Consider the following 24207-nt stretch of genomic DNA (forward strand, 5'->3'; position numbering starts at 1 on the left):
CTCACCTCTTTTCAAGAATCTTTTGCAGCGCCGTCAGGATCTCGATGTTCAGGCGCTCCTGCCGCAACACACTGCGCTCGATGCGCGACAGCTGCGCGCTCAACTGCACCGCCGTCAACCGGCCCATGTGCTCTTGCAGATCCGGCAACAGGCCGCCCTTGAGCTCGGCGCCTTCGGGCACCTCCAGCGTCATCAGGCGCGACGACACCTCGTGCGTGATGGCCTTGGGCGTGGGCGCCGGCACCGCCTGCTCGGTGTCCAGCTCGGTCAGCACATTGGCCAGAAACTCTTTGGTGATGTGGGATGTGCCCGCCAGAAAGGCGCTCAGCAGCAGGCGATCACACAAGGTATTGATGCGGCGGGGCACCCCGTGGGTGTAGTCGTGAATGGCCTCAAAGACGCCGTCTTCAAACGTGGGCTTGTCGGTGGCACCTGCGCAGCGCAGCCGGTGCTCGATGTAGCCCCGGGTTTCGTCTTGCTCCATGGGGCCCAGATGGCACCGCGCAATCACCCGCTGGCGCAACTGCAGCATGTCGGGGCTTTGCAGCGTGTGGCGAAACTCGGGCTGCCCCACCAGAAAGGTCTGCAACAAGGCCTTCTTGTCGAGCTGAAAGTTCGACAGCATGCGCAACTCTTCCACCGCCTTGGGCGTGAGGTTCTGGGCCTCGTCCACCAGCAGCAGGCAGCGTTTGCCCAAGGTGGCCTGGCGCAAAAAGAAGGCCTCCAGGGCCATCAACAGCTCGGCCTTCGACACATCACGCACGTTCACGCCAAAGGCCGCAGCCACCAGGCGCAGCGTGTCTTCGGCCTCGATCTGGGTGCTCACCAACTGGGCGGCCACCACCGTCTTGGGGTCAAGGCCCTCCAGCAAGCCACGCACCACCGTGGTTTTGCCCGCGCCCACCTCACCCGTGATCACGATGAAGCCTTCGCCACGCATCACGCCATATTCAAGGTAAGCGCGCGCACGGCGATGCTGCTTGCTACCGAAGTAAAAAGCAGGGTCTGGGTTGAGCTGGAACGGCTTGCTCGTGAGCCCGAAAAAAGCTTCGTACATGGTGATCAGAAACGGTGCAGCAGGTTACCCACCAGTGCTGTTTCCGCATACGGACTCACACTGCTCTTGTTGCTGGTGTGCCTGAGCTGCACCGAGCCCGAGGTGCGGGCGCCCAAGGCGGCGTTCAGGCCCACCTGTGTCGACTGGCTGGACGCCCCCACGGCCGCCTCATCACCCAGGGGGCGCGAGCGCGCATGCGACACCGACACCGACATGCGTGGCGTCAGGCGGTGCGTGAACAGCACGTTCCAGTTCAAGGTGCGCACCGCCGACAGCACGTCCAGGTCATCACCTGCCGTGAACCGTTGCTTTTGCAGGCGGCGCACATCGGCATGAGACACATTGAAGCCCAGGCTCTGGCGCGGGCGCGACCACAACACCGATACCGTGCGCGTGCGCTGCACCGTGCTTTGCGAATACAAGAACGAGCGCTGCACCAGCTCGTCGCCCGTCAGGCCGTTCTGGCGCAGCAGCGCCTCCACCGCCTGTGCGCGCGCCACCGGGTCTTCAAGCTCCGAGGCCAGCAAGGTGTCGAACAACTGATACAGGGTGCCCACGCTTTGGGTGACGCTGGTCTCGGGGGTGTCCACCACGTCGCGCGTGTCAGAGAAACGCACGCTGCTGCGGGGGCCGCGCCATTCAAGGCGCACATCGTGGTAATTGCCAAAATACCGGCGACCCACATCGGCGCCCACCACGGCTTGACCAGAAGGCTTCCACTCCAGGCCCAGCCCCCAGTTGGTGTAGCGGGTGCTCACGCCCTCGATGCGGTCGGTGGACTCGGCACCCGCACTGACGCGGGCCAGCCAGCGCGAGGCCACCGCATAGCTCACGGTGGCGTTGGCCGACGACAGCGAGGTGTCGTCCAGATTCAGGTCACGGGCCAGGGTTTGGTGCTGCACATCCACAGCCCAGCCCAGCGAGGTGCCCACCTGACGCCCCAAGCTCAAGGCGGTCTGGTGGGTGGTGGTGTCGGCGCGGTTGGCCGCGTCCGAACCCACCACACCGACGGTATGGCGCAACAAGGCATTGACCTGCCCTGGCAGGGTGCCCTTCACGTAGGGCGACAGCTGTCCCGACCAGGTCTGCGCCTGGTTGGCGTCCGAGCCCGTGGACTGGAAGGGGGCACCCAATGCCGACACGGCCTGTCGCGCCGCCTGGGCCTGCACGTCCAGAAACAGCGTGTTGTCGGCCAGCTCGAACTGGCCCAGGCTGTTGAGCCGGTGGTAGGTTTCTGCGTCTGACAGATGGCGTGATCGGGTGGCGCCCGTCAGCACGTAATCCACAGAAAAGCGGGCCTTGGGCAAATCACCCACCACGCGCAAACCGGGCGACACCTGAACCTCGGCGCCCGTGCGGTCGGCCAGCGGAAACTTGAAGCCTCCACCCTCGGCGCGGTGGTTGACCGCCGCTTGCACTTGCAACGAAGGCTCAATCCACAATCGGGGCTTGGTCGATGCCGTGGTGCCCGAAGCGGTTTGTTGGGGCGGCTCGGACTGAGCGTGCGCCGGGCCATGGGCCAGCAAGGCGGCAGCCCCCAGACACACCGCGGTGGCGCACGCCGCCCGGCGGCGATGCATGTGACGGCTCATGAGCCTCCTCCGGCCTCGGCACTTTTGGCTTCTTTCTCACCGTAGCCGTAGCCATAACCATAGCCATAGCCGTAGGCATCGGTGCCACCCGAGCGCGCCTGGTTCAGCAGCATCAGCTTGATCGGACAGGACTCGATCGTGGCCAGCGCATGTTTGACCTGCGCCTGCAAGGTCTTTTCAGCCTGCACCACCATCACGATCTGCCCCATGTGCGTGGCCAGCACGCGCGATTCGGTGGTCAACAACAGGGGTGGCGAATCAAAAATGATGATCCGGTCCTTGTAGCGCTTGCCCATGTCTTCGACCAGGTGGGTCATGCTGGAGCTGGCCAGCAACTCGGTGGCGCTGTCACGCGGCGAGCCGCTGGGCAGGATGGTCAGGCGGCCCAGGTTGGTGCGCAACAGCACCTTCGACATCTCCAGTGTCTCGTCCACCAGCAAATCGAGCAGGCCTGGGCTGGGCGGCAGGCCCAGCATCTTCATCAGCGATGGCTTGGCCACGTCCGCGTCCACCAGCATCACCGTGTGGTCCATTTCCATGGCCATGCTGATGGCCAGGTTCAAGGCCGTGAAGCTCTTGCCCTCACCGGGCAGCGAGCTGGTCACCATGATGCAGTTGCCGCTTTCCAGAAAGGCCGCGCCTTTGCCCCGGGCGTTGTCCAGCAAGGGGCGCTTGATCACGCGGTACTGATCGGAGATGTGCGAGCGAGGGGCATCGGGCGTGATGCACCCCAGCGCGGCCAGGCGCGCTATGTCGATGTTGACCACGCGCGAGACGGTGCCCACGCCCGGAAACGCAGAGTCTTCTCCAAACGGCTCGGCTTTGACGGGCTCTTTAAGCGGCTCTTCCACCAGCACCGGCAATTCAGCCGGGGCGGCTGCGGGCGCAGGTGCTGGTGGTGCCGCGGGCGCTGGCGTCGCTGGCGCACTGTCGTCCATGAAGGCGCCGGCCTTGCGGAGTTGTTCAAGGCGGGCGGCGGCTTGTTCGATCGAATTTGTCATGGACATCAACTCAGTTGACCAAGTCGGTACGACAGGGCTGCCATCCCGATCACAAACAGACCCACCAGGCCCGCCAGGGCCAGCCCGAAGCGCTTGAGGCTTCGGCGCTCCTGGCGCTTCACCTCTTCATTGATCACCTTGGACACCACACCCAGCAGCGGCATTTCGGTGACGGCGCTCAACGACGCAGCGTCAAAGAACACCGGTCGGATCTGGCTGAGCAAGAACATCACGGCCCCACCCACGGCCAAGCCCACCACCAGCGCCATCGGCAACAGCAGGACGCGGTTGGGCGCCACGGGCGTCTTGTTGGCGCGCGGGGGATCGATCACCCGGAAATCAGCCACGCTGGACGCCGTTTCCAGCTCGCTGGACAAGGACGCCGACTCTCGGCGAGACACCAGGTCTTTGTAGTTGGACTGGTGCACCTCGTAATCGCGGTTGAGCTGCGCCAGCTCGGACTCCAGCTGCGGCGCCAGCTTCAGCTGCTCGCGTGCACGGGCCAGGCGCGACTCGAACTCACCCGTGCGCGCACGCAGGCTGGCCACCTGCACCTCCAGACCGGCCAGCGTGCGGTTGAGCTCTTGCACCGCCAGCGACGACTCTATCGAGCTGTTGAGCGACGAATCCGACGGATTGGCCTTGTACGCCTGGATCTCGCGCTTGCGCTGCTCTTCCAGGTCACGGATCAGGCGCCGCGTGTTCTGCACGTCCGGGTGCTGATCGGTGTAGCGCTGCAGCAAGGCGTCCAGCGTGCGCTTTTGCTCGTTGATGCGGGCGTCCAGCTCCGGTGTCATGGGGGTGGCCAGCGGCGCGGCGCCCGCCGCACGGGCACCGGCACCCCGGGCAATGTCAAGTTGACGGCGCGCGGCCTCGCGGGCGCTTTCCGCCTCACGCAATTGCAAACGCGCCTCGCGCAGTTGCTCGGCAATCTGGGACATGCGGGCCGCCGAATCGGCATCGCCCTCAAACTGCACCTCCAGATTGCGCAACTTGAAATCCTTCAGGCGGGTTTCGGCCTCGACCAGCTTGGTTTCGTAGGCCTTGATCTGCTCTTCCAGAAAACGCCGGGCCGAGTCCGAATCGGTGCGCGATGCACCCAGGCTCGACTCGACAAAGATGGTGAGCAGCGCCTGCACCACCCGCTGCGCCCGATCGGGCGAGGTGTCGGTGTACGACAAGGTGTACAGGTTGTCGCGCTCCGTGGCGCGGATGCGCACGTTTTTGGTCACCTCGTCGATCAAGGCATCGCGCTGCTCTTTGGTCTTGACCGTCAGGTCCAGGTCGGCGCTGCGGATCAGCCGCTCCACATTGGGCCGGCTGATCAAGGTGCGGCTCAGCATCAACACCTGCTGCTCCACGTCGGGCTGCACCGCCAGGCCCGACATCAGTGGGCGCAAGATGCTTTGCGTGTCCACGTGCACCCGGGCAGAGGCCTCGAAGCGATCCTTCATGGTCAGCACGCCGCCAGCGGCCAACAGCGCGGCCACCCACGTCACGGCCATCCCCGCGCGGCGGTACTTCCACATACCGCGCAGGATGGTCAGCACCTGTTTGATCAGTTCTTCCATGCAGCGCTCGCCTCAGCCGGCCAATGAAAAGGTCAAGGACACGAGGTCAGAGCAAACCTTGCGGAATGATCAGGATGTCGCCTGGCAGCATCTCGACGTTGGCACCGATGTCGCCCCGCTTGAGCAGGTCGTGCAGCCGCACCGAATAACGCTTGCCACCGTCTGCGGCGCGCACGATCGTGGCCGAGTTGCCGTCTGCAAAATCGGTCAGGCCGCCCACGGCGATCATCACGTCCAGCACGGTCATCTTTTGACGGAAGGGCAGCGCCTGGGGTTTGGCCGCCTCACCCACCACGCGCACCTGCTCGCTGTACGGGCCCACAAAGTTGGTCACCACCACGCTGACCACCGGGTCACGCACCAGTGCCGACAAGGCCTTCTCGACGTCTTGCGCAATCTGCTTGGCCGATTTGCCCTGCACCACCATGTCAGACACCAGCGGCGACGAGATCTTGCCGTCCGGGCGCACCGGCACCGTCATCGACAGCTCCGGATTGCGCCATACGGAAATGCTCAGCGTGTCGCCCGGGCCCACCAGGTAGTCATAACTGGCGGCGGCCTCGACCGTGGCGGGCGCAGGTGGGTAAGAGGCGCAGCCCCACAGGCTGGCACACAACACGCACAGCCACACCCGACGCACCCACTGCATAAGATCAAACGTTGTTGCGACCAAGATCGCCTCCCATGTGTGTAAACAGATTCGACACAATCGGATACTTTATCGCACCCACCCCTCGGCAGGATGACCGCCCCCCTAAAGCGTGCCCCCCCTGAGTGCAGGGGAAAACACCACTGTACGGGCGTCGCGTGCATTTTTTACGGCCCCCGCCGCCTAAACTTGAGCACAGGGGCGGACACGGCCTGCGCCGCCCCCAGTCATGCCCACCAACCTGTCGGTTTTTTTGACACACCAATCAGAATTCGGCATGCCAGATTTCGCAAGTCATTGATTTTAAAGGCGCAAGCCAAGCTGGCACACCATGTGCTTATTGGTTGGCATCTGGCAGCGCACCTGTGCTTGCCAACCGGATCAAGTCAGCAGTCATTTCAATCGGAGAGTTCCATGAAAAAGTTTGTTCTGAGCGCAGTTGCAGCTGCCTTCGTGTCCACCGCTGGTGCCACGCCATTCGTGATCGACAACGGTGCCGACTTCGGCGGCAACAGCAGCACGCAAACCAGCACGGTCGACAACCTGGGCTTCACCGGCACCAGCTTCTACACCGTGTTCCTGAACAACAACACCAACGTGGGCTCCCAAGTTCGTGTCACCAACTCGCTGAGCGTGCTGAACACCTACGGTTTTGGCACCACCGGTCTGGCCGCCCCTGCCGATCCTGACACCATCAACATCGACACCCTGAACACGGGCGTGGCCGATGGCAATGGTTTCACGAACGGCACACCCTTCGGCTACGGCTTCTTCGGCACCTGGGGCCTGACCTACAGCCTGGACCTGACCGGCACCATCACCAGCGGTGGCTTCATCAACTACACCGGCGGCACCGTCACCCTGTACTACCGTGACTCCACCGTGCCCCCCGGCACCAAGGTGGCTGAGCTGGACGTTGTCACCAGCAGCAACAACACCAACCAGCTGGTGCTGGAAGGCGATGTCGACTACAGCTGGGTGGGCGCTGATGCCTTCGTGCAAAACTTCTTCGTGGACGCCGGCACTGGCCAAAGCTTCTACGACATCGACCCCGAGGCCCTGACGTGGCGCATCAACGCCACCGAAAGCCCGAGCACCATCACCGCCTCGACCATCGTGGCCAACGAGCCTGGCACCTACCTGTTCCGCCGCACTTCGCTGGACGGCAACATCACCTTCAACGTGCCTGAGCCTGCTTCGATCGCCCTGGTTGGCCTGGCCCTGACCGGTCTGGCCGTGGCCACCCGCCGCCGCAAGCAAGCCTGATTCAGGTTTTTTGCTGAACGTAAAGCCCACCTTTGGTGGGCTTTACTGCTTTCTGGAGGGGCTGAACCCTTTGGTAGGATGCGGCGATGCAACGTCGTGTCCTCTTCCTCTGCCAAGCCAACCTCTGCCGCTCTCCGCTGGCAGAAGCGGTCTTTCAGCGCCACCTGGCGCTGCGCGGCATGAGTGACAAGGTGCGGGTGTCGTCGGCCGGCATTTCGCGCTCGTCGCAAGGCCAACCGGCCGACCCTCGCGCCGTCAAGCTGGCACTGCAGCATGGCTACCAGCACATCCAGCAGCACCGAGCCCGCCCCGTGCAAACCTCCTGGTTTGCCCAGCACGACCTGATCCTGGTCATGGACCAGGACAACCTGCGCTCGGCCCTCAAGCGCTGCCCGGACGAGCACCACCACAAGGTGCACCTGCTGCTGAGCTACGCCGGCCTGCCCGCCCCCCACACCGTGCCCGACCCCTACTTCGGCAGCGCACAGGGCTTTCAGCGCGTGCTCAGCCTGTGCGAATCCAGCGTGGATGGCGCCTTGCGCCGCCTGCTGATGGACCGCACCCCCGTGCACTGAGTGGCATGGAGGCGCACCAAGGCGGGTCGGTCAGCGCAACACTGGCAGCCCGGCCAGCGTCTGGTCCATGGCGTCCAGCACCTGGCGGAAGCGGGCATCGTTCAAGCCCCCGAACCGCCGAATGAACTCGGGCCGGTTCAAAAACTCCGGCAAGCCGTCCACCTGAGGCACAAAATCGCGGTCTGACAACAGCGCGGCCTCACCCCCCAGGCGGTGCAACAGCGCCACCGGGTCTTGGCGGGCGCGTTGGCCCAGCCGGATCCCGGCACGGTTCATGACCAGGTCATTGAAGCTGAAGCCACTGCCGCCCAGGCCCTTGTCGGCGTCGGCCATTTCCTTGTAGAGGCCCACCGTGTCGGCCACACGCCCACCCACCATCAGCGACAACAAGGTCGACAAGGTGTAGTGCTGCGCAAAGTCTTCGCGCGCCAGCAGTTGCACCGACACCGGCGGCAGCACCGGCAACACCCCCGCCACCGAGCGCGGCAGCAGTTGATGCAGTGACAGGCGGTTGGCCGCCAGCGCCACCGCCACCAGGGCGGCCCGGTTTTCTCGGGCGGCCACGTCCTGTGCAGACAAGGCCTCGCTGGCGGCGGGCATCAGGCTGGTGGCCAGGGTGCGCTGCTGTGCGTGCACAAACACCGCGCGCATCAACTCGGGAAGGGGCATGCCGGGGCGGTACCGCATGGCCGGCGGCACCCGGCTCAGGGCCTGCACCACCACACGGTGATAAGCCACCAGGCGGGGCCAGTCTTCGGCAGGCACCACCAGGGCCACCGTGCGGCCTTGCAGCTCGGGCGTCCAGTGCAGCGTCAGCAGCAACTGCTCATCGGCCACCTGGGCCTGGGCCACGGCCGCCACCAGCAGCTCGGCGGGCTCCAGCAACTCGTGGCGCGCCAGTGCCTGGCGGGCCACCCACAAGGCCAGCGCCGGGGGCACCCCCACGCGCCCCACCTTCACCTGCGCCAGCTCAGGCGCGCCCTGCTCGCGCCAGCGCAGCCCCACCGTCACGTTCAACCATTCACCCAAGGCGCTCAAAGAGGCCAGCGGCGTGGCCCGCACAGGCACACTGCCCTCCAGCCACAGCACCTGCTCGTCGGCGCGCAAACGGGCGCGGCCCTGCGCCACACGCCCTGCCGCGTCCTGGGCCACCGAGGCCAGGTCGGCCAAGGGCAGGTTCAGCACCAGCGGCTCGCCATGCAAGGTTTTGAACAACAAGCCCCGGTGCATCAGGCCGCGCACTTCGCGCAGGCTCTCGGCGGGCCGGGTCACGGGTGCCTGCGGCACCAAGGCAGCACCCTGCGGCAGCGACATCAACAGCACCGCCATGGCCGCAGCCGCCATCAGCCCCAGCAACACCAGCAGCGCCACACCGCGCCACAGCCAACGCCACCCACCTTGCATCACCAACGTCCCTTGTCCAGGCCGCACCCGCCTTACAGTGACAGCTTGACGAAGATCCGCTCGGGAATGTGCGTGATCACAAACATGATCGCGCGCCAGAACCCCGGCGTGTAGACCACCGCCCGCCCCTTGTCGATGCCCTGCACGATATCACCGGCCACCTTCTGCGGGCTGGCCCACAAGGCCCCCTTCTTGAAGCTGGCCGTCATGGGCGTGTCCACAAACCCCGGCTTGATGGTGACCACCGCCACGCCGCGCTTGGCCAGGCGCTGGCGCAAGCCCGAGGCAAAGGCGCTCACCAGGGCCTTGGCACTGCCGTAGACGTAGTTGCTTTGCCGGCCACGGTCACCCGCCACCGACGAAATCACGGCGATCGCGCCCCGCCCCTGCGCTTCGAACTGCTCGGCCGCCAGCCCCATCAGGTGGATGACCGAGGTGCCATTCGTGTGCAGCTCTTGCAGCGCGTAGGCCGGCTCACGCTGGGCACGCGCCTGGTCTGACAGGGTGCCGTGCGCAATCAGGATGGTGTCCAGGCCGTCCAGGGCCTCGGTGGCCCGCTGCAGCAGCGCGGCGTGGCTGTCCAGCGCCAGGGCATCAAACACCATGCCGTCGGCACGGTTGGCCCCCCGGGTGCGCAGGTCAGCGCAGGCCGCCTGCACGGCGGCCTCTTGCCGGGCCGCCAAAAACAGGCGGTCGCCACGTTGCGCCCACTGGCGCGCACAGGCCTGGGCCATGGCCGAGCTGGCCCCCACGATCAGTATTTTTCTCATGCTTGCTCCATCACGCGCCGCCAGAAACCCGAGCTGATGCGTGGGTCTACATAGGGCACAAATTCTTGCAGGCGCGGCTGCCCCTGGCGGAACATGGCCGCGCTCATGCGGCCATCCTTGGCCGGGTACAAGCGCCCGCCCGCCTCGCGCACGATGTCGTCCAGGCGATCAAACAGGCGGTGCAGGTGCGGCCCCACATTCGGAAAATCCAGCGCCAGCGTCGTGCCCGGCTGCGCAAACGACAACATCCCGCGCGACGGCGGCGCGCCAAACTGCTTGAGCACCGCCAGAAACGAACCCAGCCCGCTGTCGGCAATCGCCTGCAGCAAAGCCCTCGTCACGGGCAAGGCATCGGTGGGCGGCACCACGCACTGGTACTGGTAAAAGCCGCGCGGCCCGTAAATGCGGTTCCATTCACGCAGGGCATCCAGCGGGTAGAAAAACGGCCGGTAATGCTGCAGCCCGCGCACCGCATCGCCCACCTGACGATGAAAGTACAGGGTGTTGAAGGCCTTCAACGACAGCGGGTTCACCAGCGACAGCGGCGGCGTGAAGGGCACCACCCGCGAGGGCGTCACCACCGACGGCGTCAAGGCACGCGGCAGGCCCTGCACATCGATCAGCGCCGGGGCGTGGTTGGCCCGGCTAAACAAACCACGGCCCAGCCGAGGCCCACTGAACGCACAGTCGATCCAGGCCACGGTGTACTCATGATCTGCTTCCGAGGCCGCCGACAAGGCAAAAAATTCCTCCAGGCTTCTGAAGCGGATGGTTTCGGCGTCCATGAAGGGGTTGTGCACCCGGCGCAACTGCAGCTCGGCCCAGGTGATGAGCCCCGTCAGCCCCAGCCCGCCAATGGTCGCGGCCAGCCAATCGGCGTGTTCATCGGGGGTGCAGTGCAGGCGCTGGCCATCGGTGCGCAGCAACTCCAGCGCGCGCACATGGTTGCCAAACGAGCCCGCCACATGGTGGTTCTTGCCATGCACGTCATTGGCGATGGCCCCACCCACGGTCACGAACTGCGTGCCAGGCGTCACTGGCAAAAACCAGCCCTGGGGCACCACCAGCTTCAGGATGTCGGCCAGCAGCACCCCGGCCTCGCAGCGCAGCACCCCGGTGGCGGCGTCAAAGGCCATGAACCGGTCCAGCGCCGCACAACGCCACACGGCGCCACCCGGGTTCAGGTTGCTGTCGCCATAGCTGCGGCCATTGCCATACGGCAAGGCGGTGCAGCCCTCGCGCGGCAACACCAAAGGCGCGTGCCGGGCGGTCAGGCCCAGCACCTCGTGCGGCTCACGCAGCACGCGTCCCCACGAGGTGATCACCTGGGTGTTCATGCCGCCATCACCAGCACCGCCGCTGCCGCCGCGCCGGTCAGCAGGCTGGCCGGGTCTTTCAGGGCATACACCAGCGGGTCGTCGTGCATCTTGCCGCGGTGCGTCAGCATCCACACTCGGCTGATCCAGTACAGCATGATGGGCACCAGCAGCCACATGTACTTGGGGTGGCTGTACAGCATGGCCTTGTCGGGCGTGTTGATGTACAGGCCCAGCACCAGGATACTCAGGTAGCCCGAAGCCGCGCCCAGGCTTTGCAACAGCGACATGTCGTCCACCTCGTAGCCGCGCCCCTTGGCAGACAGCTTGCCCTGCTCGCGCATGGCGTGCAGCTCGGCATAGCGCTTGACGATGGCCAGGCTCAGGAAGATGAAGATCGAGAAAATCAGCAGCCAGAACGACAGCTCGATGCCCGTGGCGGCCGCCCCGGCCACCAGGCGGATGGTGTACAGACCCGCCAGGGCCAGCACGTCCACCATCACCATGCGCTTGAGGCTGAACGAATACGCCAGCGTGGCGGCGTAATACATCAGCAGCACCGCCATGAATCGCTCTGGCAAGCACAGCGACAACAGCAGGGCCGCCACCAGCAGGGCCGGTGCCATGGCCATGCCCCACAACAGGCTCAAGCGCCCGGCGGCAAAGGGCCGGTTGCATTTGCTGTGGTGTTGCCGGTCGGATTCCAGGTCGAGCATGTCATTGAGCAGGTACACCGACGAGGCACACAGGCTGAACGCGATCAAGCCCAGCAGCGCCTGGCCCAGCACCGCCATGTTGTCCATCTGGTGCGCGGCCAGCATGGGCACCAGCACCAGCCCGTTCTTGGCCCATTGGTGCACCCGCAGGGCCTTCAGCCACACCCGCACACCGCCGCGCGCGCCTTCAAACTGCGCGGCCACCGGGGCCACCTGCTGCGCCGCCGCCGCCAAAGCCGCCTGGTTGCTCACCACCACCGCCGCGCCCGATTCACGCCAAACCGCCACGTCCACACGGGCATTGCCACAGTAGTCAAAGCCCTTGGCACCAAAGCGCTGGCTCAGGGCCTGCGCCTTGCGGCTGCCTGACAGGTTCACCGCGCCATCGCTGGCCAACACGCCATCAAACAGGCCCAGGTGGTCGGCCACCGGCTGCGCCAGGCTGCGGTCAGAGGCCGTGCACAACCACAGGCTGCGCCCGGCCGCTTTCTGCTCGCGCAGCCAGGCCACGAACGGCGCGTTGTACGGCAAGGCCGCCGGATTGACCGACACCCGCTGAGCGATCTCGCGCTTCAACGCCGCCTTGCCCTTCAGCAGCCACCAGGGCAGCATCAGCAGGTACAGCGGGTTGCGCTTGATGAGCAGCAAAAAGCTCTCCAGCAACAAGTCGCTGTGGATCAGGGTGCCGTCCAGGTCAACGGCGAGCGGTCTGGAAGAAATGGTCATGGTTCAGCAAATCAAGCCTGGCGCCGCAGCGCCCACACGCACAGCCAGCCAATGCCCACTGCCAACCACAAGGTCAACAGGCGGCACACCATCGTCAGCAAGATGGCCTGCGGCATCGGGATGCCATGCGAATACAGCAGCGCGGTCATCACCGCCTCGGTGCTGCCCAGCCCACCCGGCAAAAAAGACAGCGCCCCCACGATGATGGCGATCGAATAGATGCCCATGGCGCCAGGCAGCGTCAACTGGCCAGGCACCACCACCTGGGCCACCAGGTGCAGCCCCCAGGCCTCTACACCCCAGGCCACCAGCCCCACGGCCAGGCCGGCCAGCAACAGCCCGGGTGACAAGAACTGCCGCGACTGCGCAAACATGTCCACCCCGGTCAGCAGCCCGGCGCGCCACCCTCTGGGGCGCTGCGTCTTGAGCTGCGTGGCCCAGCGCTGCCAGGGCATCACGGCAATGCTCAGCAACAAGGCCAGCACCAGGCCAATGGCCACCCACAAAAAGTGGCTGTACGACTGCAGCTCGGCAAAGGCCACGGCGGCCAGCATGATCATCACCAGCAAATCCAGCAGCCGCTCCACAAAAAACGCCCCCGTGGTGGCCGACAGCGGCACCCCCTTGGGCACGTAGTACCGGGCGCGCACCATCTCGCCCACCTTGCCAGGCGACAAGGTGAAGGCAAACCCCGACATGAAGGCCAGCGCCGTGAACCCCCAGGGCAGCCGATGCCCCGCGCGGCGCATGTACCACTGCCAGCGCATCACCCGCAAGGCATAGTTGAACAGCGACAAGCCCGCCGCCACCGCCACCGCCCACCACCCCTCTTTGAAGGGGGCCAGGCTGATCTGCGCCAGATCACGCTGAAACGCCAGCACACACCACAGGGCGAAGCCGGCAAACAGGGCGTAAAGCAAAGCGCGACGCCACAAGGGCGTAGAGGGCGGAGTAGTCCCTGTGGGCGAATACGACATGGGGGAATTATCGCTGGCGCTCACCAGGCGCTGTCTCCAACAAGCCCCGCTGCCCCAAAAAGGCCGCCATCGAGGTCAGCATGAGCACCCAGAGCAAGCCATCGAACGGCAAACGGAATCGCAGCCTCGTGAAAAAAATTGCAGCCAACAGTGCATTGACAAAATAGATCGACGCCATCAGCCATTCCACACGGGAGAGTGGATAACGACGATGAAACATCAGACGCACGACCACCACCAGCAGGACTGGATAGTAGGTCAACAACATGACAAGATCTTTGCCGCTGGGCAAATGCCCCGGCGTGGTCACGTTATCAGCCTTGTAGTTGAAATAGTTCAGAACCTTTTTTGCGTACAGCCATGCGGCGTCACCCGGATGTTGTGAGATCCACTCGACAGCGAAGCGCTGAAGCGCCCGTGCTTTTTCCAGTTCAGGCAAGTGCTCTGCCACGGCAAGGTACTTGTCAACGTTCACGTAGATACCGCTATTGGGTTCGGTGAACTCGCTGTTGCCTAGCAGCAAATTGACGCTGCCATTGGTTGACACCGGAACGAACGTGTCAAAAACCTGATAGTTGCGCCAAATCCACGGGGCCACCACGATCACCGCCGTCGCGGCCAATGCGACCGTTTGCCACCAGCGGCGTCGGACGCTGCCCCGCTGCGCGAACAAGATGAAAAAAGCAAAAAAGGGCGCTATCAACTGAAATGACGGCGCCACCAAAATCAGCCCTCCCAACAGCACACCGGCCAGACCGATGTGCTTCCAGCGCAAGTCATCCCTCGTGATGAGACACACCAAGGCCAGCAACAGCACCATGCACAAGATCTGAGGATAAAGCGTCGAGGCCGCATACATCCACACGGGATACAACAAGGCCGCGCCACCAGCGAGCCACGCCCACTTCGGAGCGTGCCGCCACACCAAGTGTCGCATCAACACAAGCGCCATGAGCAAGGCCGCCACGTTCATCATTCGAGCGGCCACCACACCATGCTCCCATGCAGTGAATGGGGCCAACAGCGCCGGATAACCCGGCGGCCGGTAGGCCGTGGGCGTTCCATCCTCCAGTACGTAGCCTTGCCCGGCAAAAAGCCGCTGCGCCTGATCAAAATAATCACGCTCGTCTGCATAAGGCATGGCACTGCCAGACTTTGCGATCAGTGCCACCGTCACCAATGCGGACAGCAAAGCCAACACACAAAACCAGGCGAGCCCCGCCCGTTCAGAGGGAAAACACTTCATTGAGTCACACGGCTCCAGCGCAAAACGCGAAGCATATCGGACGCAGTTGAACGAGGCGACGAGACAAGCCCTCAGGCAGACACTGCCTCCCCCTCATCAGAGGGGGCGTTTCAAACACCGCCGCCCGGTACATTACGCACAGGGAAAACCTCTATCTCGAGGACCACCTCAGCTTACCCTTCAAGGAGCAATTTCATGAACCTCACCAAACTGGCCGCTGCGGCCGTCCTGGTGGCCTCTGCCGGTGCTGCGTTTGCCGCACCTCAGGCGGTCAATCCGGGCGGCTCGCTGGGCACCAACCCCGATGGTGTGTCGTTTGTTGGCCTGGCCAACGGCGTCAGCACCTTCTACTTCGATCTGGTTGAAGTGGCCACCCCCGGCTTCACCACCTCGTTCGACCTCAGCGCCGACTTCTGGTCGGTGTTCGCTCCGGCCACCATCAACGGCATCACCGTGACCGGCGGCTCGTTCAGCGACACGGTCGTGCCTGCGTCGGGCAGCGCCCTGTTCACCGGCCTGAGCGCTGGCAGCTACAGCATCTCGTTTGACAGCACCGGCTCGTTCGGCAGCTTCGTCACCGGCACCGTGACGGCCACCGCCATCACCACCCCCGTGCCTGAAGCCGGCTCGATGGCCCTGGCCCTGGCGGGTCTGGGCGTGGTCGGTCTGGTGGCCTCGCGCCGCCGCAAGGTCTGATCCAGCGCCACATGGTGCAGGTGCCCTGGTGGCACCTCAGCAAAAACCGGCCTCAGGGCCGGTTTTTTTTGCTCAAAACACCGCCTGCGCCAACAACGGCGCCTGCTCATCCTTGGGCGCCAGCTTGATGCTCAGGCCGCCCACAGGCCAGTCAATGCCGATGGCCGGGTCGTTCCAGGCGATGCTGCCTTCGCAGTCTTTGGCATAGACATCGGTGGTCTTGTACAAAAAGTGGGTGTCGTCTTCCAGGGCCACAAAGCCGTGGGCAAAGCCTTCGGGCAGCCACATCATGCGGTGGTTGGTGGCCGACAGCTCGACGCCCACCCACTGCCCAAACGTGGGCGATGCGGCGCGAATGTCCACCGCCACGTCAAAGGCCCGGCCCTTCACCACCCGCACCAGCTTGCCTTGCGCGTGCGGGGCCCGCTGGTAATGCAGGCCGCGCAGCACGCCGGCCTGGCTGCATGAGTGGTTGTCTTGCACAAAGGGGCGCGGCACGGGCAGGCCCAGCTCACGCAGGCCCGCTTCAAACTTGGGCTGGTTGTGGCTTTCCATGAACCAGCCACGGTCGTCGCCAAACCGGGCGGGCTCGATGATCACCACATCGGGGATGGCGGTTGGAATGAACTTCATGGTCGCTGCTTTATGCCTGGATCAATACACGGTTTCTTTCAGGATGCGCTGCAGGTATTGGCCATAGCCGTTCTTCAGCATGGGCTGGGCCAGCGCCTCCAGTTGCTCGGCGCAGATCCAGCCCGCGCGGTAGGCAATCTCTTCGGGGCATGACACCTTCAAGCCCTGGCGTTTTTCCAGTGTGGCGATGAACTGCCCGGCCTCCATCAGGCTGTCGTGGGTGCCCGTGTCCAGCCAGGCGTAGCCCCGGCCCATGATCTCAACGCTCAGTTGCCCCTGGCGCAGGTAGGTGGCGTTCACGTCGGTGATCTCCAGCTCGCCACGCGCGCTGGGCTGGATGCTGGCGGCGATGTCGCACACCTGCTCATCGTAAAAATACAGGCCCGTGACCGCGTAATTGCTCTTGGGCACTTTGGGCTTTTCTTCAATGCTCAGCGCGCGCTGCTGCGCATCGAACTCCACCACGCCATAGCGCTCGGGGTCGTGCACGTGGTAGGCAAACACGCTGGCGCCTGTGGCCTGCGCATGCGCCCGGCCCAGCAGGCCCGCAAAGTCATGCCCGTAAAAGATGTTGTCGCCCAGCACCAGGGCGCTGGGGGCGCCATTGATGAACTCTTTGCCCAGAATGAAGGCCTGCGCCAGGCCATCGGGGCTGGGCTGCACACAGTACTGCAGGTTGATGCCCCACTGGCTGCCATCGCCCAACAGCGCCTGAAAGCGCGGCGTGTCTTGCGGCGTGCTGATCAGCAAGATGTCGCGCATGCCCGCCAGCATCAGCGTGCTGAGTGGGTAATACACCATGGGCTTGTCGTACACCGGCAGCAACTGCTTGCTGATGGCCAGGGTGGCGGGGTGCAGGCGCGTGCCCGAGCCCCCGGCCAGGATGATGCCTTTTCGGTTGTTCATGACTTGACTCACTTCCCTGATTACTGGCCAGACATCTCGGTCAACATGCGGTCAACGCCCTGCTGCCAATGCGGCAGCGTCAGCCCGAAGGCCGCCTGCAACTTGGCCGTGTTCAGGCGCGAATTCAATGGGCGGGCCGCCGGCGTGGGGTAGGCCGTGGTGGGAATGGCCTCGATCGCGCCGGGCGCCACCTTCACGGGCAGGCCCTGGGCCCGCGCCCACTCGATCACATGGGTGGCGTAGGCATGCCAGCTGGTTTCGCCGCCGGCCACCAGGTGGTACAGGCCCAGCAAGCCATCATGGCCCTGCACCGCGCGCACCGCGTGGGCCGTCACATCGGCCAGCAGGTCAGCCCCCGTGGGGGCGCCCACCTGGTCGCTGATCACCTTCAGCGCATCGCGCTCGGCCGCCAGCCGCAGCATGGTGCGCGCAAAGTTGCCCCCGCGCGCCGCATACACCCAGCTGGTGCGAAAGATCAGATGCCGGCAGCCGCTGGCCTGGATGGCCTGCTCGCCCTCCAGCTTGGTGCTGCCGTACACGCTCAAGGGGCCGGTGGGGGCCTGCTCGTCGCGCGGGGCGGTGCCGCTGCCATCAAACACATAGTCGGTGCTGTAGTGCACCAGCAAAGCGCCCTGCTCGGCCGCCACCTCGGCCAGCCGGGCCGGCGTGGTGGCGTTGATCAGGCGGGCCAGCTCGGGCTCGCTTTCGGCCTTGTCCACAGCCGTGTGGGCGGCCGCATTCACGATCACATCAGGGCGCAGGCTGCGCGCCAGCGCGGCCACCTGCTCAGGCTGCGTGAAGTTGGCCGTGTCGGCATCGTGTGCGTGCACCCGGCCCAGCGGCGCCAGCGCGCGCTGAAGCTCCCAGCCCACCTGGCCACCGCAGCCCAGCAGCAAAATGTTGGAGCCACCGCTCATCAGCTGCGCCCCGCGTAATTGGTGCTGATCCAATCCCGGTAGGCGCCCGAGCGCACGGTATCGATCCACTCGCTGTTGTCCAGAAACCATTGCACCGTTTTGCGGATGCCGGTGGCAAAGGTTTCGGCCGGGGCCCAGCCAATCTCGCGCTGGATCTTGGTGGGGTCGATGGCGTAGCGGCGGTCGTGGCCGGGGCGGTCGGTCACGTAGGTGATCAATGAGGCGTAGGGGCTGCCATCGGCGCGGGGGCGCAGCTCATCCAGGATGCCGCACACCGTGTTGACCACATCGATGTTGCGGATCTCGTTGATGCCGCCCACGTTGTAGGTCTCGCCCGGGGTGCCTTTTTCAAGCACCTGGCAGATGGCCTCGCAGTGGTCGCGCACGTACAGCCAGTCGCGGATGTTCAGGCCATCGCCATACACCGGCAGGGGCTTGCCCTCCAGCGCGTTCAAGATCATCAGCGGGATGAGCTTTTCAGGGAAGTGATAGGGCCCGTAGTTGTTGCTGCAGTTGGTGGTGAGCGTGGGCAGGCCGTAGGTGTGGTGATAGGCGCGCACCAGGTGGTCGCTGCCCGCCTTGCTGGCCGAATACGGGCTGTTGGGCGCGTAGGGCGTGGTTTCGCTGAAGGCGGGGTCGGTATCGGCCAGCGAGCCATACACCTCGTCGGTGCTGACGTGCAAGAAGCGGAAGGCGGCCTGGTCGGCCTCAGGCATGGCGCCCCAGTAGGCGCGCACTTCTTCCAGCAGGCTGAAGGTGCCCACCATGTTGGTGTGGATGAACTCGCCGGGGCCGTGGATGGAGCGGTCTACATGGCTTTCGGCCGCGAAGTGCAGGATGGCGCGGGGCCGGTACTGGGCCAGCGCGGCGCGCACGGCCTCGCGGTCGGCGATGTCGGCCTGCACCAGCGTGGCCTGGCCCGAGGCCAGGGGCCCGGCGATGGTGTGCGGGTTGCCCGCGTAGGTGAGCTTGTCAAAGACCACCAGCTTTTCAGCCTGGGCGCCATGGCGGGCCAGCCAGTGGTGCACGAAGTTGCCGCCGATGAAGCCGGCGCCGCCTGTGATGAAAAGCATCTTGGAGTTGATCTTCAAACCTTGAGTTGCTGAATTATGCAAGGCATGCCTGCCACGAAGTCTTAAGGAGAAATTACCAGCGCCCTTCGTTTGCGGGACGCTTGGGGTGGGGGTTGACAACACATGGCCCCGTTGTTGCATGATGGTCATGATGCCGGGCCACAATGGCCTGGCTTTTATTTTCAGAACGAACTCAACCAACAACAGAAGTAAAAATGGCCAAGGCAATGATCCTCGCCGCGGGTCAGGGAACCCGCGTTCGCCCCCTCACCAAGCAAACCCCCAAGCCCATGGTGCCCATCCTGGGCAAGCCGGTGATGGAATACATCATCGAGCACCTGGCGCGCTATGGCGTGCGCGAGATCATGGTCAACGTGGCCTTCAACCACTGGAAGATCGAGAACTACTTTGGCGATGGCCACCGCTGGGGCGTTGAGATTGGCTATGCCTTCGAAGGCACACGCCAGCATGGCGAGATCGTGCCCAAGCCGCTGGGCTCGGCCGGTGGCATGCGCCGCATCCAGGATCACTCGGGCTTCTTCGATGAAACCACCATCGTGCTGTGTGGCGATGCCATCATCGACATCGACTTCAAATCGGCCCTGTACGAACACAAGACCAAGGGCGCCATGGCCAGCGTGATCACGCTGGAGGTGCCCGATGACCAGGTCAAGAACTACGGCATCGTGGTGGCCGACAAAGAAGGCCGGGTCACGTCGTTTCAAGAAAAGCCCAGCCCCGAAGAGGCCAAGTCCAACCTGGCATCCACCGGCATCTACATCTTCGAGCCGCAGGTGCTGGACCTGATCCCGCCGGGCAAAGAGTTCGACATCGGCAGCGAGCTGTTTCCGCTGCTGGTTGAAAAGGGCATGCCCTTTTATGCGCAAAGCCGCCACTTCAACTGGATCGACATTGGCCGCGTGTCTGACTACTGGGCGGTGTGCCAGCGCGTGCTGGCCGGTGAAGTGGCCCAGATGGACATGCCCGGCACCCAGGTGCGCCCCGGCGTGTGGGTGGGCCTGAACACCCGCGTTGACTGGGACACCGTGAACGTGACCGGGCCGGTGTACATCGGCTCCAGCTGCGACATTGAGCCCGGCGTGACCATTGAAGGCCCCTGCTGGATTGGCCATGGCAGCCTGTTGCGCAAGAACTGCACGGTCAAGCGCAGCGTGTTGTTCGAGTACACGCGCGTGTCAGAAAACACCGAAATGGCCGACGTGGTGGCTTCGCCCCAGTACTGCGTGGACCGTAATGGCAACACCACCTACCAGGGCGACGAAACCAGCACCCTGCGTTGGGGTGATGCCCGGGCCTGATGCGTAACCAATTGATACCCTTATCAGGGTTGCGCACAACTACCGGTGATTCAGGCTGGTTCTGATGCATCATTCAGTCACCCCACGTACCTGATGTCCACCCACCAAGTCCAGGCCAAATGAATTACTCTGACGGGCAGCCCAGTTTTTGGTTGCGTTTTGCTCATTGCGCGCTGGCAATCAGCGCTGCATCGCTTACTGCGTGCGGCGGTGGCGGCTCTTCAAACGAGTCATCTACTCGTGCGGATGCGAGTGGCATCACAAGCCAAGATGATCTTCTGACGCAAGCGCAAGTTACCGATATCACTTCGGTTGTGAACACGTCCGGCCTGGGCGGCTTGACCAGTGCGCAATCGCAGGCGCCTGCCATCAGTACCGAATCGGCGTTTGCTCTGTTGCAGAATGAAGATGTGCTGGTTAGCTTGCGCGCTGGTGACACATCAGCCACTACAGTAGGCCGCCTGCAATGCATGGGTCAAAACACCCCCATTGCCGCAATCCAAAATGGCTTGTATGGCAGTGGTGCGGACGGCATAACTGAACTGAAGCATGGCGTCGTCAGTGACACATCAGCAGCGAATGGCGCCAACAAAACAATGCTCTTCCGGTTGTGGAAAAGTGACCCGGTAACGTCAGGCATCAACACGCAGCGTTGTGAACGTTACTTCGCCAGTGATTCGCAAATCATTCCTCAACTCACTGACATATGGTTTGGCGTTCGCCTGAAAACCAGTGAATGGGATGCAACCTCGCACCGGATTGTGTGGCAATGGCATGAAGATAATGCCGGCGAAGCCCTGCTGCCCCACCTGGCTGCAATCGTTAACGGCACAAACCTGAAGATCGTTGCTCAATTCAATGATTCAGGTGCACCGACACGAGACAACACCAGTGCTGTGGTCTTGCTGAGCACCGACCAGTGGGAGCCTCATCAATGGCAAGACTTTGTGGTGAAAGCCAACGTAGACCCGTCAGGCAGTACCGGGTTTGTCCAAATATGGCTCAACGGCACAAAGGTTGTTGACTACAGCGGTCCTTTTGGATATCGGTACACCAACCCGAGAGACTACGCCAAGATTGGCCTCTACCACTGGAACACCACCACAAACTACTGGCACCCTGGGGCACCCGAGACGATCGAGGCCAGTTACTCCAGCATGATGCTGCTAAAGGACTCGGCCAATTACAACGCCAGCATGGTGCGTGCCCTGCTTTATTGAAGTCTCAAGCAAAAAAACAAGGGGCCGATGTATTCGGCCCCTTGTTTTTCAGACGTCAGCAGCTGAGAACTTCACTTGGCCCAAAGCGTCTCGTAAGCCTGCAACAGCTTGGGTACTTCATACTGCCACTCCAGCTCATTGACCACCCGGTTGCGGCCAAACTCACCCATGCGCAGGCGCCTCTCAGGGTCGTCCAGCAACTCGGCGATCTTCAATGCCATGTCGTGGGCGTCGTTGCGTTTGGCGTACAGCGATGCCTCTTGTGCAGAGAATCGGCCTTCTGTCAGGTCGAACTGCACCATGGGTTTGCCCAAGGCCATGTACTCCATGATCTTGTTCATGGTGGACTTGTCGTTCATCTCGTTGGCCTCGTCCGGGTTCACGCACACGTCGGCCGTGTTCAGCATGTCCAGCAGGTCTTGATCGGGTACACGCCCGGTGAACGTCACGTAATCGTCCACGCCCAGTTCTTTGGCATAGTCCTTCATCTCTTGCAAGGCGGTGCCGCCGCCCACCAGGCCGAAGTGGATGTTCTTGCGGCCCATGTCATGCACCAGGATGCGCGCCGCCTTCAGAAGGTAATCAATCCCTTCCTGCTTGCCCATCACACCCACATAACCCACCAGAAAATCCTTGCCTTTCTTCAGCGCAGGCACAGGTGGGCACAGCCGCAGGCGCTCCAGTTGTGGGCCGCTGCGCACCACAAACACCTTCTTCGGGTCCATGCCGCCGCGCTCCAGCGCAATGCGCCGGTACGATTCGTTGGTGGCGATCGATACATCGGCCGTCTTGAACGTCAGGCGCTCGAACAGGCAGATCAGCTTGTAGAAGAAATCACGTCGGCCAAACTTGGCCTCGTACAGTTCCGGGTTGATGTCGTGGTGGTCAAACAAGAACTTCTTGCCCAGCAAGAACTTGAAAAAACCCCCGACCAAGAAGATGTTGTCAGGCGGGTTGCACGCGTGGATCACGTCAAACCCGCGTGCAAACAGCACTTTCCACGCCAGCGTGAACTCCCAGAACAGCGCGGTGGAATACTCGATCAGGTACCCCAAAGCACCATCTGCCTCCAATGGCAACGGGTGCCGATGGATGTGAATGCCATCGATTTCTTCGTACCTTGACTCGTAGCCCTTGCCCGTGGGGCAAATGATGCTCACCAGGTAGCCTGCGGCCGTCAAGGCCTTGGCTTCCTGCCACACGCGTCGGTCGAAAGGAGAAGGCAGGTTCTCGACGATGATCAGAACCTTGCGTTGCCGCTTACCAGCAAATGCCATCGTAGCTGTCCCCGTTGCCTTCCAGCGCGCTCACGCGCACCAGATCGACGATCTGTTGTTCTGGTTTGAGCTGGCTGGCAATGCTGCCGAACTCTTTGGCACCGTTGCCAATCACGATCACGTCGGCGTGCTCCAGCACCTCTTCCACCGTGCTCACCATGATCTTGGAGATATGGGGGATGTGGTTGAGGATGTAGTCCCGGTTGGCGCCCGTCAGGGCGGCGATGTTCACGTTCTTGTCGTACAGCTTCAGGTCAAAGCCCTTGCCCAACAGGCGCTCGATCACCTCCACCACAGGGCTTTCGCGCAGGTCGTCGGTACCGGCCTTGAAGCTGAAGCCCAGCACGCCCACCTTGCGCTTGCCCTTGTTCACGATCATGTCGTAACCCTTGGCAATCTGCAGCTCGTTGCTGGGCAGGATGGAGCTCAGGATGGGGAGGTTCAGGTCCAGCGCGCGGCCTTTGTAGGTCAGGGCGCGTACGTCCTTGGGCAGGCACGAGCCGCCAAAGGCAAAACCAGGCTTCAGGTAGTAGGGCGACAGGTTCAGCTTGGTGTCCTTGCAGAAAATCTCCATCACCTTGTGGCTGTCGATGTCCAACTGCTTGCAGATGTTGCCGATTTCGTTGGCAAAACCCACTTTCAGGGCGTGCCACACGTTGTCCACGTACTTCACCATCTCGGCCACTTCCACCGTGGTGCGAATCATGGGCGCATCCAGCCCCTCGTACAGCGAGGCCAGCACATCGCCGCTCTTGCCGTCGGTTTCGCCAATCACGGTCTTGGGCGGGTTGCGGTAATCCCACACGGCAGTGCCTTCGCGCAAGAACTCGGGGTTGTTGCACACGCCAAAGTCTTTGCCAGCCACCTTGCCTGAGAACTCTTCCAGCGTCGGAATCACCACATCACGCATGGTGCCGGGCAGCATGGTGCTGCGTGCCACCACCACATGGAAGGCCGCCTTGTCTTTCAAGGTGGCGCCGATCTCTTCGCACACCTTGCGCACATAGCGCAGGTCCAGCGAGCCGTTGAGCTGGCTGGGCGTGCCCACGCAAATCAGCGAGATGTCGGTCTCCATCACGGCCTTGCGGGCGTCTTCCGTGGCGCTCAACTGACCGGTAGCCGCCGCAGCTGCCACGATTTCGCCAATGTCTTTCTCAACGATGGGCGGTACACCCTTGTTGATGAGGTCAACCTTGGTCTTGCTGGGGTCCACCCCGATCACGGTGTGTCCATCGGCTGCCATGCAGCCTGCGGCCACCACACCCACATAACCCAGTCCAAAAACACTGATTTTCATGAT

General features: G+C 63.4%; 22 protein-coding genes. 5 read left to right on the forward strand and 17 right to left on the reverse strand.

Features of this window, described 5'->3' with window-relative positions:
* Position 1: 1 nt before the first annotated feature.
* From WNB94_RS05380 to WNB94_RS05400, 5 genes are read right to left on the reverse strand one after another with little or no spacing between them, the layout of a single operon-like run.
* A complete protein-coding gene (locus tag WNB94_RS05380) occupies positions 2-1057 on the reverse strand; it encodes an XrtA/PEP-CTERM system-associated ATPase (RefSeq protein ID WP_341388900.1) in 1056 nt (351 codons plus the stop codon).
* A 5-nt stretch (positions 1058-1062) separates the two neighbouring features.
* Positions 1063-2649 carry a TIGR03016 family PEP-CTERM system-associated outer membrane protein gene (locus WNB94_RS05385; RefSeq protein ID WP_341388901.1) on the reverse strand — a complete coding sequence of 529 codons (1587 nt, stop codon included), beginning with the start codon at positions 2647-2649 and terminating at the stop codon, positions 1063-1065.
* Positions 2646-3650, reverse strand: coding sequence for an XrtA-associated tyrosine autokinase (locus WNB94_RS05390; protein WP_341388902.1), 1005 nt, complete (start codon positions 3648-3650; stop codon positions 2646-2648). Before WNB94_RS05390 ends, WNB94_RS05385 begins: the two co-directional genes overlap by 4 nt.
* Positions 3651-3655: 5 nt before the next feature.
* The gene (locus WNB94_RS05395) at positions 3656-5221 is read right to left on the reverse strand and encodes an XrtA system polysaccharide chain length determinant (protein ID WP_341388904.1); all 1566 of its coding nucleotides are present in this window, start codon (positions 5219-5221) and stop codon (positions 3656-3658) included.
* Between the two features lie 46 nt (positions 5222-5267).
* Positions 5268-5870 (reverse strand): XrtA/PEP-CTERM system exopolysaccharide export protein, encoded by a 603-nt coding sequence (locus WNB94_RS05400; protein WP_341388905.1) that lies wholly within the window; start codon positions 5868-5870, stop codon positions 5268-5270.
* Between the two features lie 414 nt (positions 5871-6284).
* On the opposite strand from WNB94_RS05400, the gene WNB94_RS05405 reads away from it, so the two are divergent.
* Positions 6285-7136: a PEP-CTERM sorting domain-containing protein gene (locus tag WNB94_RS05405; RefSeq protein WP_341388907.1), complete on the forward strand. Its 852-nt coding sequence runs from the start codon at positions 6285-6287 to the stop codon at positions 7134-7136.
* Positions 7137-7222: 86 nt separating this feature from the next.
* Positions 7223-7711, forward strand: a complete 489-nt coding sequence (locus WNB94_RS05410; RefSeq protein WP_341388908.1) for a low molecular weight protein-tyrosine-phosphatase — start codon at positions 7223-7225, stop codon at positions 7709-7711.
* Between the two features lie 30 nt (positions 7712-7741).
* On the opposite strand, the gene WNB94_RS05415 is transcribed toward WNB94_RS05410, so the two are convergent.
* From WNB94_RS05415 to WNB94_RS05440, 6 genes are read right to left on the reverse strand one after another with little or no spacing between them, the layout of a single operon-like run.
* The gene (locus tag WNB94_RS05415; protein WP_341388910.1) at positions 7742-9115 is read right to left on the reverse strand and encodes a hypothetical protein; all 1374 of its coding nucleotides are present in this window, start codon (positions 9113-9115) and stop codon (positions 7742-7744) included.
* Between the two features lie 32 nt (positions 9116-9147).
* Entirely contained in the window at positions 9148-9885 is a 738-nt protein-coding gene (locus tag WNB94_RS05420) for an SDR family oxidoreductase (RefSeq protein ID WP_341388912.1), read from the reverse strand.
* Positions 9882-11222, reverse strand: a complete 1341-nt coding sequence (locus WNB94_RS05425; protein WP_341388913.1) for an FAD-binding oxidoreductase — start codon at positions 11220-11222, stop codon at positions 9882-9884. Before WNB94_RS05425 ends, WNB94_RS05420 begins: the two co-directional genes overlap by 4 nt.
* Positions 11219-12643 (reverse strand): UbiA family prenyltransferase, encoded by a 1425-nt coding sequence (locus WNB94_RS05430; protein WP_341388914.1) that lies wholly within the window; start codon positions 12641-12643, stop codon positions 11219-11221. The genes WNB94_RS05425 and WNB94_RS05430 overlap by 4 nt, the downstream gene beginning before the upstream one ends.
* 11 nt (positions 12644-12654) lie before the next feature.
* Complete coding sequence (locus WNB94_RS05435; protein ID WP_341388915.1) at positions 12655-13620, reverse strand: lysylphosphatidylglycerol synthase transmembrane domain-containing protein; 966 nt, start codon at positions 13618-13620, stop codon at positions 12655-12657.
* Positions 13621-13627: 7 nt separating this feature from the next.
* Positions 13628-14866 (reverse strand): glycosyltransferase family protein, encoded by a 1239-nt coding sequence (locus tag WNB94_RS05440; protein ID WP_341388916.1) that lies wholly within the window; start codon positions 14864-14866, stop codon positions 13628-13630.
* Positions 14867-15061: 195 nt separating this feature from the next.
* Here WNB94_RS05440 and WNB94_RS05445 point away from each other — a divergent pair, with 195 nt between their 5' ends.
* Positions 15062-15562, forward strand: a complete 501-nt coding sequence (locus tag WNB94_RS05445; RefSeq protein WP_341388917.1) for a PEP-CTERM sorting domain-containing protein — start codon at positions 15062-15064, stop codon at positions 15560-15562.
* 72 nt (positions 15563-15634) lie between these two features.
* On the opposite strand, the gene rfbC is transcribed toward WNB94_RS05445, so the two are convergent.
* Genes rfbC through rfbB form a run of 4 tightly spaced genes read right to left on the reverse strand, consistent with a single transcriptional unit; the run spans position 15635 to position 19091 of the window.
* On the reverse strand, positions 15635-16195 hold the full coding sequence (rfbC, locus tag WNB94_RS05450; protein WP_341388920.1) for a dTDP-4-dehydrorhamnose 3,5-epimerase: 561 nt from the start codon (positions 16193-16195) through the stop codon (positions 15635-15637).
* Between the two features lie 21 nt (positions 16196-16216).
* A complete protein-coding gene (gene rfbA / locus WNB94_RS05455; protein WP_341388921.1) occupies positions 16217-17101 on the reverse strand; it encodes a glucose-1-phosphate thymidylyltransferase RfbA in 885 nt (294 codons plus the stop codon).
* 20 nt (positions 17102-17121) lie between these two features.
* On the reverse strand, positions 17122-18018 hold the full coding sequence (gene rfbD, locus WNB94_RS05460) for a dTDP-4-dehydrorhamnose reductase (RefSeq protein WP_341388922.1): 897 nt from the start codon (positions 18016-18018) through the stop codon (positions 17122-17124).
* A complete protein-coding gene (gene rfbB / locus WNB94_RS05465; RefSeq protein ID WP_341388924.1) occupies positions 18018-19091 on the reverse strand; it encodes a dTDP-glucose 4,6-dehydratase in 1074 nt (357 codons plus the stop codon). Before rfbB ends, rfbD begins: the two co-directional genes overlap by 1 nt.
* Positions 19092-19306: 215 nt before the next feature.
* On the opposite strand from rfbB, the gene WNB94_RS05470 reads away from it, so the two are divergent.
* Together WNB94_RS05470 and WNB94_RS05475 are read left to right on the forward strand one after the other, a co-directional pair.
* The gene (locus WNB94_RS05470) at positions 19307-20410 is read left to right on the forward strand and encodes a nucleotidyltransferase family protein (protein ID WP_341388925.1); all 1104 of its coding nucleotides are present in this window, start codon (positions 19307-19309) and stop codon (positions 20408-20410) included.
* 119 nt (positions 20411-20529) lie between these two features.
* The gene (locus WNB94_RS05475; protein ID WP_341388927.1) at positions 20530-21630 is read left to right on the forward strand and encodes a heparin lyase I family protein; all 1101 of its coding nucleotides are present in this window, start codon (positions 20530-20532) and stop codon (positions 21628-21630) included.
* A 71-nt stretch (positions 21631-21701) separates the two neighbouring features.
* Here the strand turns inward: WNB94_RS05475 and WNB94_RS05480 are convergent, their stop codons facing one another.
* Both WNB94_RS05480 and WNB94_RS05485 read right to left on the reverse strand, forming a co-directional pair.
* Complete coding sequence (locus WNB94_RS05480) at positions 21702-22907, reverse strand: glycosyltransferase family 4 protein (protein WP_341388928.1); 1206 nt, start codon at positions 22905-22907, stop codon at positions 21702-21704.
* A complete protein-coding gene (locus WNB94_RS05485; RefSeq protein WP_341388929.1) occupies positions 22891-24204 on the reverse strand; it encodes a nucleotide sugar dehydrogenase in 1314 nt (437 codons plus the stop codon). The genes WNB94_RS05480 and WNB94_RS05485 overlap by 17 nt, the downstream gene beginning before the upstream one ends.
* Positions 24205-24207: the final 3 nt, after the last annotated feature.

This window comes from Aquabacterium sp. A3, from assembly GCF_038069945.1.
Classification (GTDB): domain Bacteria; phylum Pseudomonadota; class Gammaproteobacteria; order Burkholderiales; family Burkholderiaceae_C; genus Aquabacterium.

Excerpts from the sequence above, each read along its gene's own strand:
- rfbC (WP_341388920.1), bottom strand. The coding sequence starts at position 16,195 with ATGAAGTTCATTCCAACCGCCATCCCCGATGTGGTGATCATCGAGCCC.
- WNB94_RS05410 (WP_341388908.1), top strand. The coding sequence starts at position 7,223 with ATGCAACGTCGTGTCCTCTTCCTCTGCCAAGCCAACCTCTGCCGCTCT.
- WNB94_RS05405 (WP_341388907.1), top strand. The coding sequence starts at position 6,285 with ATGAAAAAGTTTGTTCTGAGCGCAGTTGCAGCTGCCTTCGTGTCCACC.
- rfbA (WP_341388921.1), bottom strand. The coding sequence starts at position 17,101 with ATGAACAACCGAAAAGGCATCATCCTGGCCGGGGGCTCGGGCACGCGC.
- WNB94_RS05400 (WP_341388905.1), bottom strand. The coding sequence starts at position 5,870 with ATGCAGTGGGTGCGTCGGGTGTGGCTGTGCGTGTTGTGTGCCAGCCTG.
- WNB94_RS05380 (WP_341388900.1), bottom strand. The coding sequence starts at position 1,057 with ATGTACGAAGCTTTTTTCGGGCTCACGAGCAAGCCGTTCCAGCTCAAC.
- WNB94_RS05470 (WP_341388925.1), top strand. The coding sequence starts at position 19,307 with ATGGCCAAGGCAATGATCCTCGCCGCGGGTCAGGGAACCCGCGTTCGC.
- WNB94_RS05475 (WP_341388927.1), top strand. The coding sequence starts at position 20,530 with ATGAATTACTCTGACGGGCAGCCCAGTTTTTGGTTGCGTTTTGCTCAT.
- WNB94_RS05385 (WP_341388901.1), bottom strand. The coding sequence starts at position 2,649 with ATGAGCCGTCACATGCATCGCCGCCGGGCGGCGTGCGCCACCGCGGTG.
- WNB94_RS05480 (WP_341388928.1), bottom strand. The coding sequence starts at position 22,907 with ATGGCATTTGCTGGTAAGCGGCAACGCAAGGTTCTGATCATCGTCGAG.
- WNB94_RS05395 (WP_341388904.1), bottom strand. The coding sequence starts at position 5,221 with ATGGAAGAACTGATCAAACAGGTGCTGACCATCCTGCGCGGTATGTGG.
- WNB94_RS05435 (WP_341388915.1), bottom strand. The coding sequence starts at position 13,620 with ATGTCGTATTCGCCCACAGGGACTACTCCGCCCTCTACGCCCTTGTGG.
- WNB94_RS05390 (WP_341388902.1), bottom strand. The coding sequence starts at position 3,650 with ATGACAAATTCGATCGAACAAGCCGCCGCCCGCCTTGAACAACTCCGC.
- WNB94_RS05440 (WP_341388916.1), bottom strand. The coding sequence starts at position 14,866 with ATGAAGTGTTTTCCCTCTGAACGGGCGGGGCTCGCCTGGTTTTGTGTG.
- rfbB (WP_341388924.1), bottom strand. The coding sequence starts at position 19,091 with ATGCTTTTCATCACAGGCGGCGCCGGCTTCATCGGCGGCAACTTCGTG.
- WNB94_RS05415 (WP_341388910.1), bottom strand. The coding sequence starts at position 9,115 with ATGCAAGGTGGGTGGCGTTGGCTGTGGCGCGGTGTGGCGCTGCTGGTG.
- WNB94_RS05430 (WP_341388914.1), bottom strand. The coding sequence starts at position 12,643 with ATGACCATTTCTTCCAGACCGCTCGCCGTTGACCTGGACGGCACCCTG.
- WNB94_RS05445 (WP_341388917.1), top strand. The coding sequence starts at position 15,062 with ATGAACCTCACCAAACTGGCCGCTGCGGCCGTCCTGGTGGCCTCTGCC.
- WNB94_RS05485 (WP_341388929.1), bottom strand. The coding sequence starts at position 24,204 with ATGAAAATCAGTGTTTTTGGACTGGGTTATGTGGGTGTGGTGGCCGCA.
- WNB94_RS05420 (WP_341388912.1), bottom strand. The coding sequence starts at position 9,885 with ATGAGAAAAATACTGATCGTGGGGGCCAGCTCGGCCATGGCCCAGGCC.
- WNB94_RS05425 (WP_341388913.1), bottom strand. The coding sequence starts at position 11,222 with ATGAACACCCAGGTGATCACCTCGTGGGGACGCGTGCTGCGTGAGCCG.
- rfbD (WP_341388922.1), bottom strand. The coding sequence starts at position 18,018 with ATGAGCGGTGGCTCCAACATTTTGCTGCTGGGCTGCGGTGGCCAGGTG.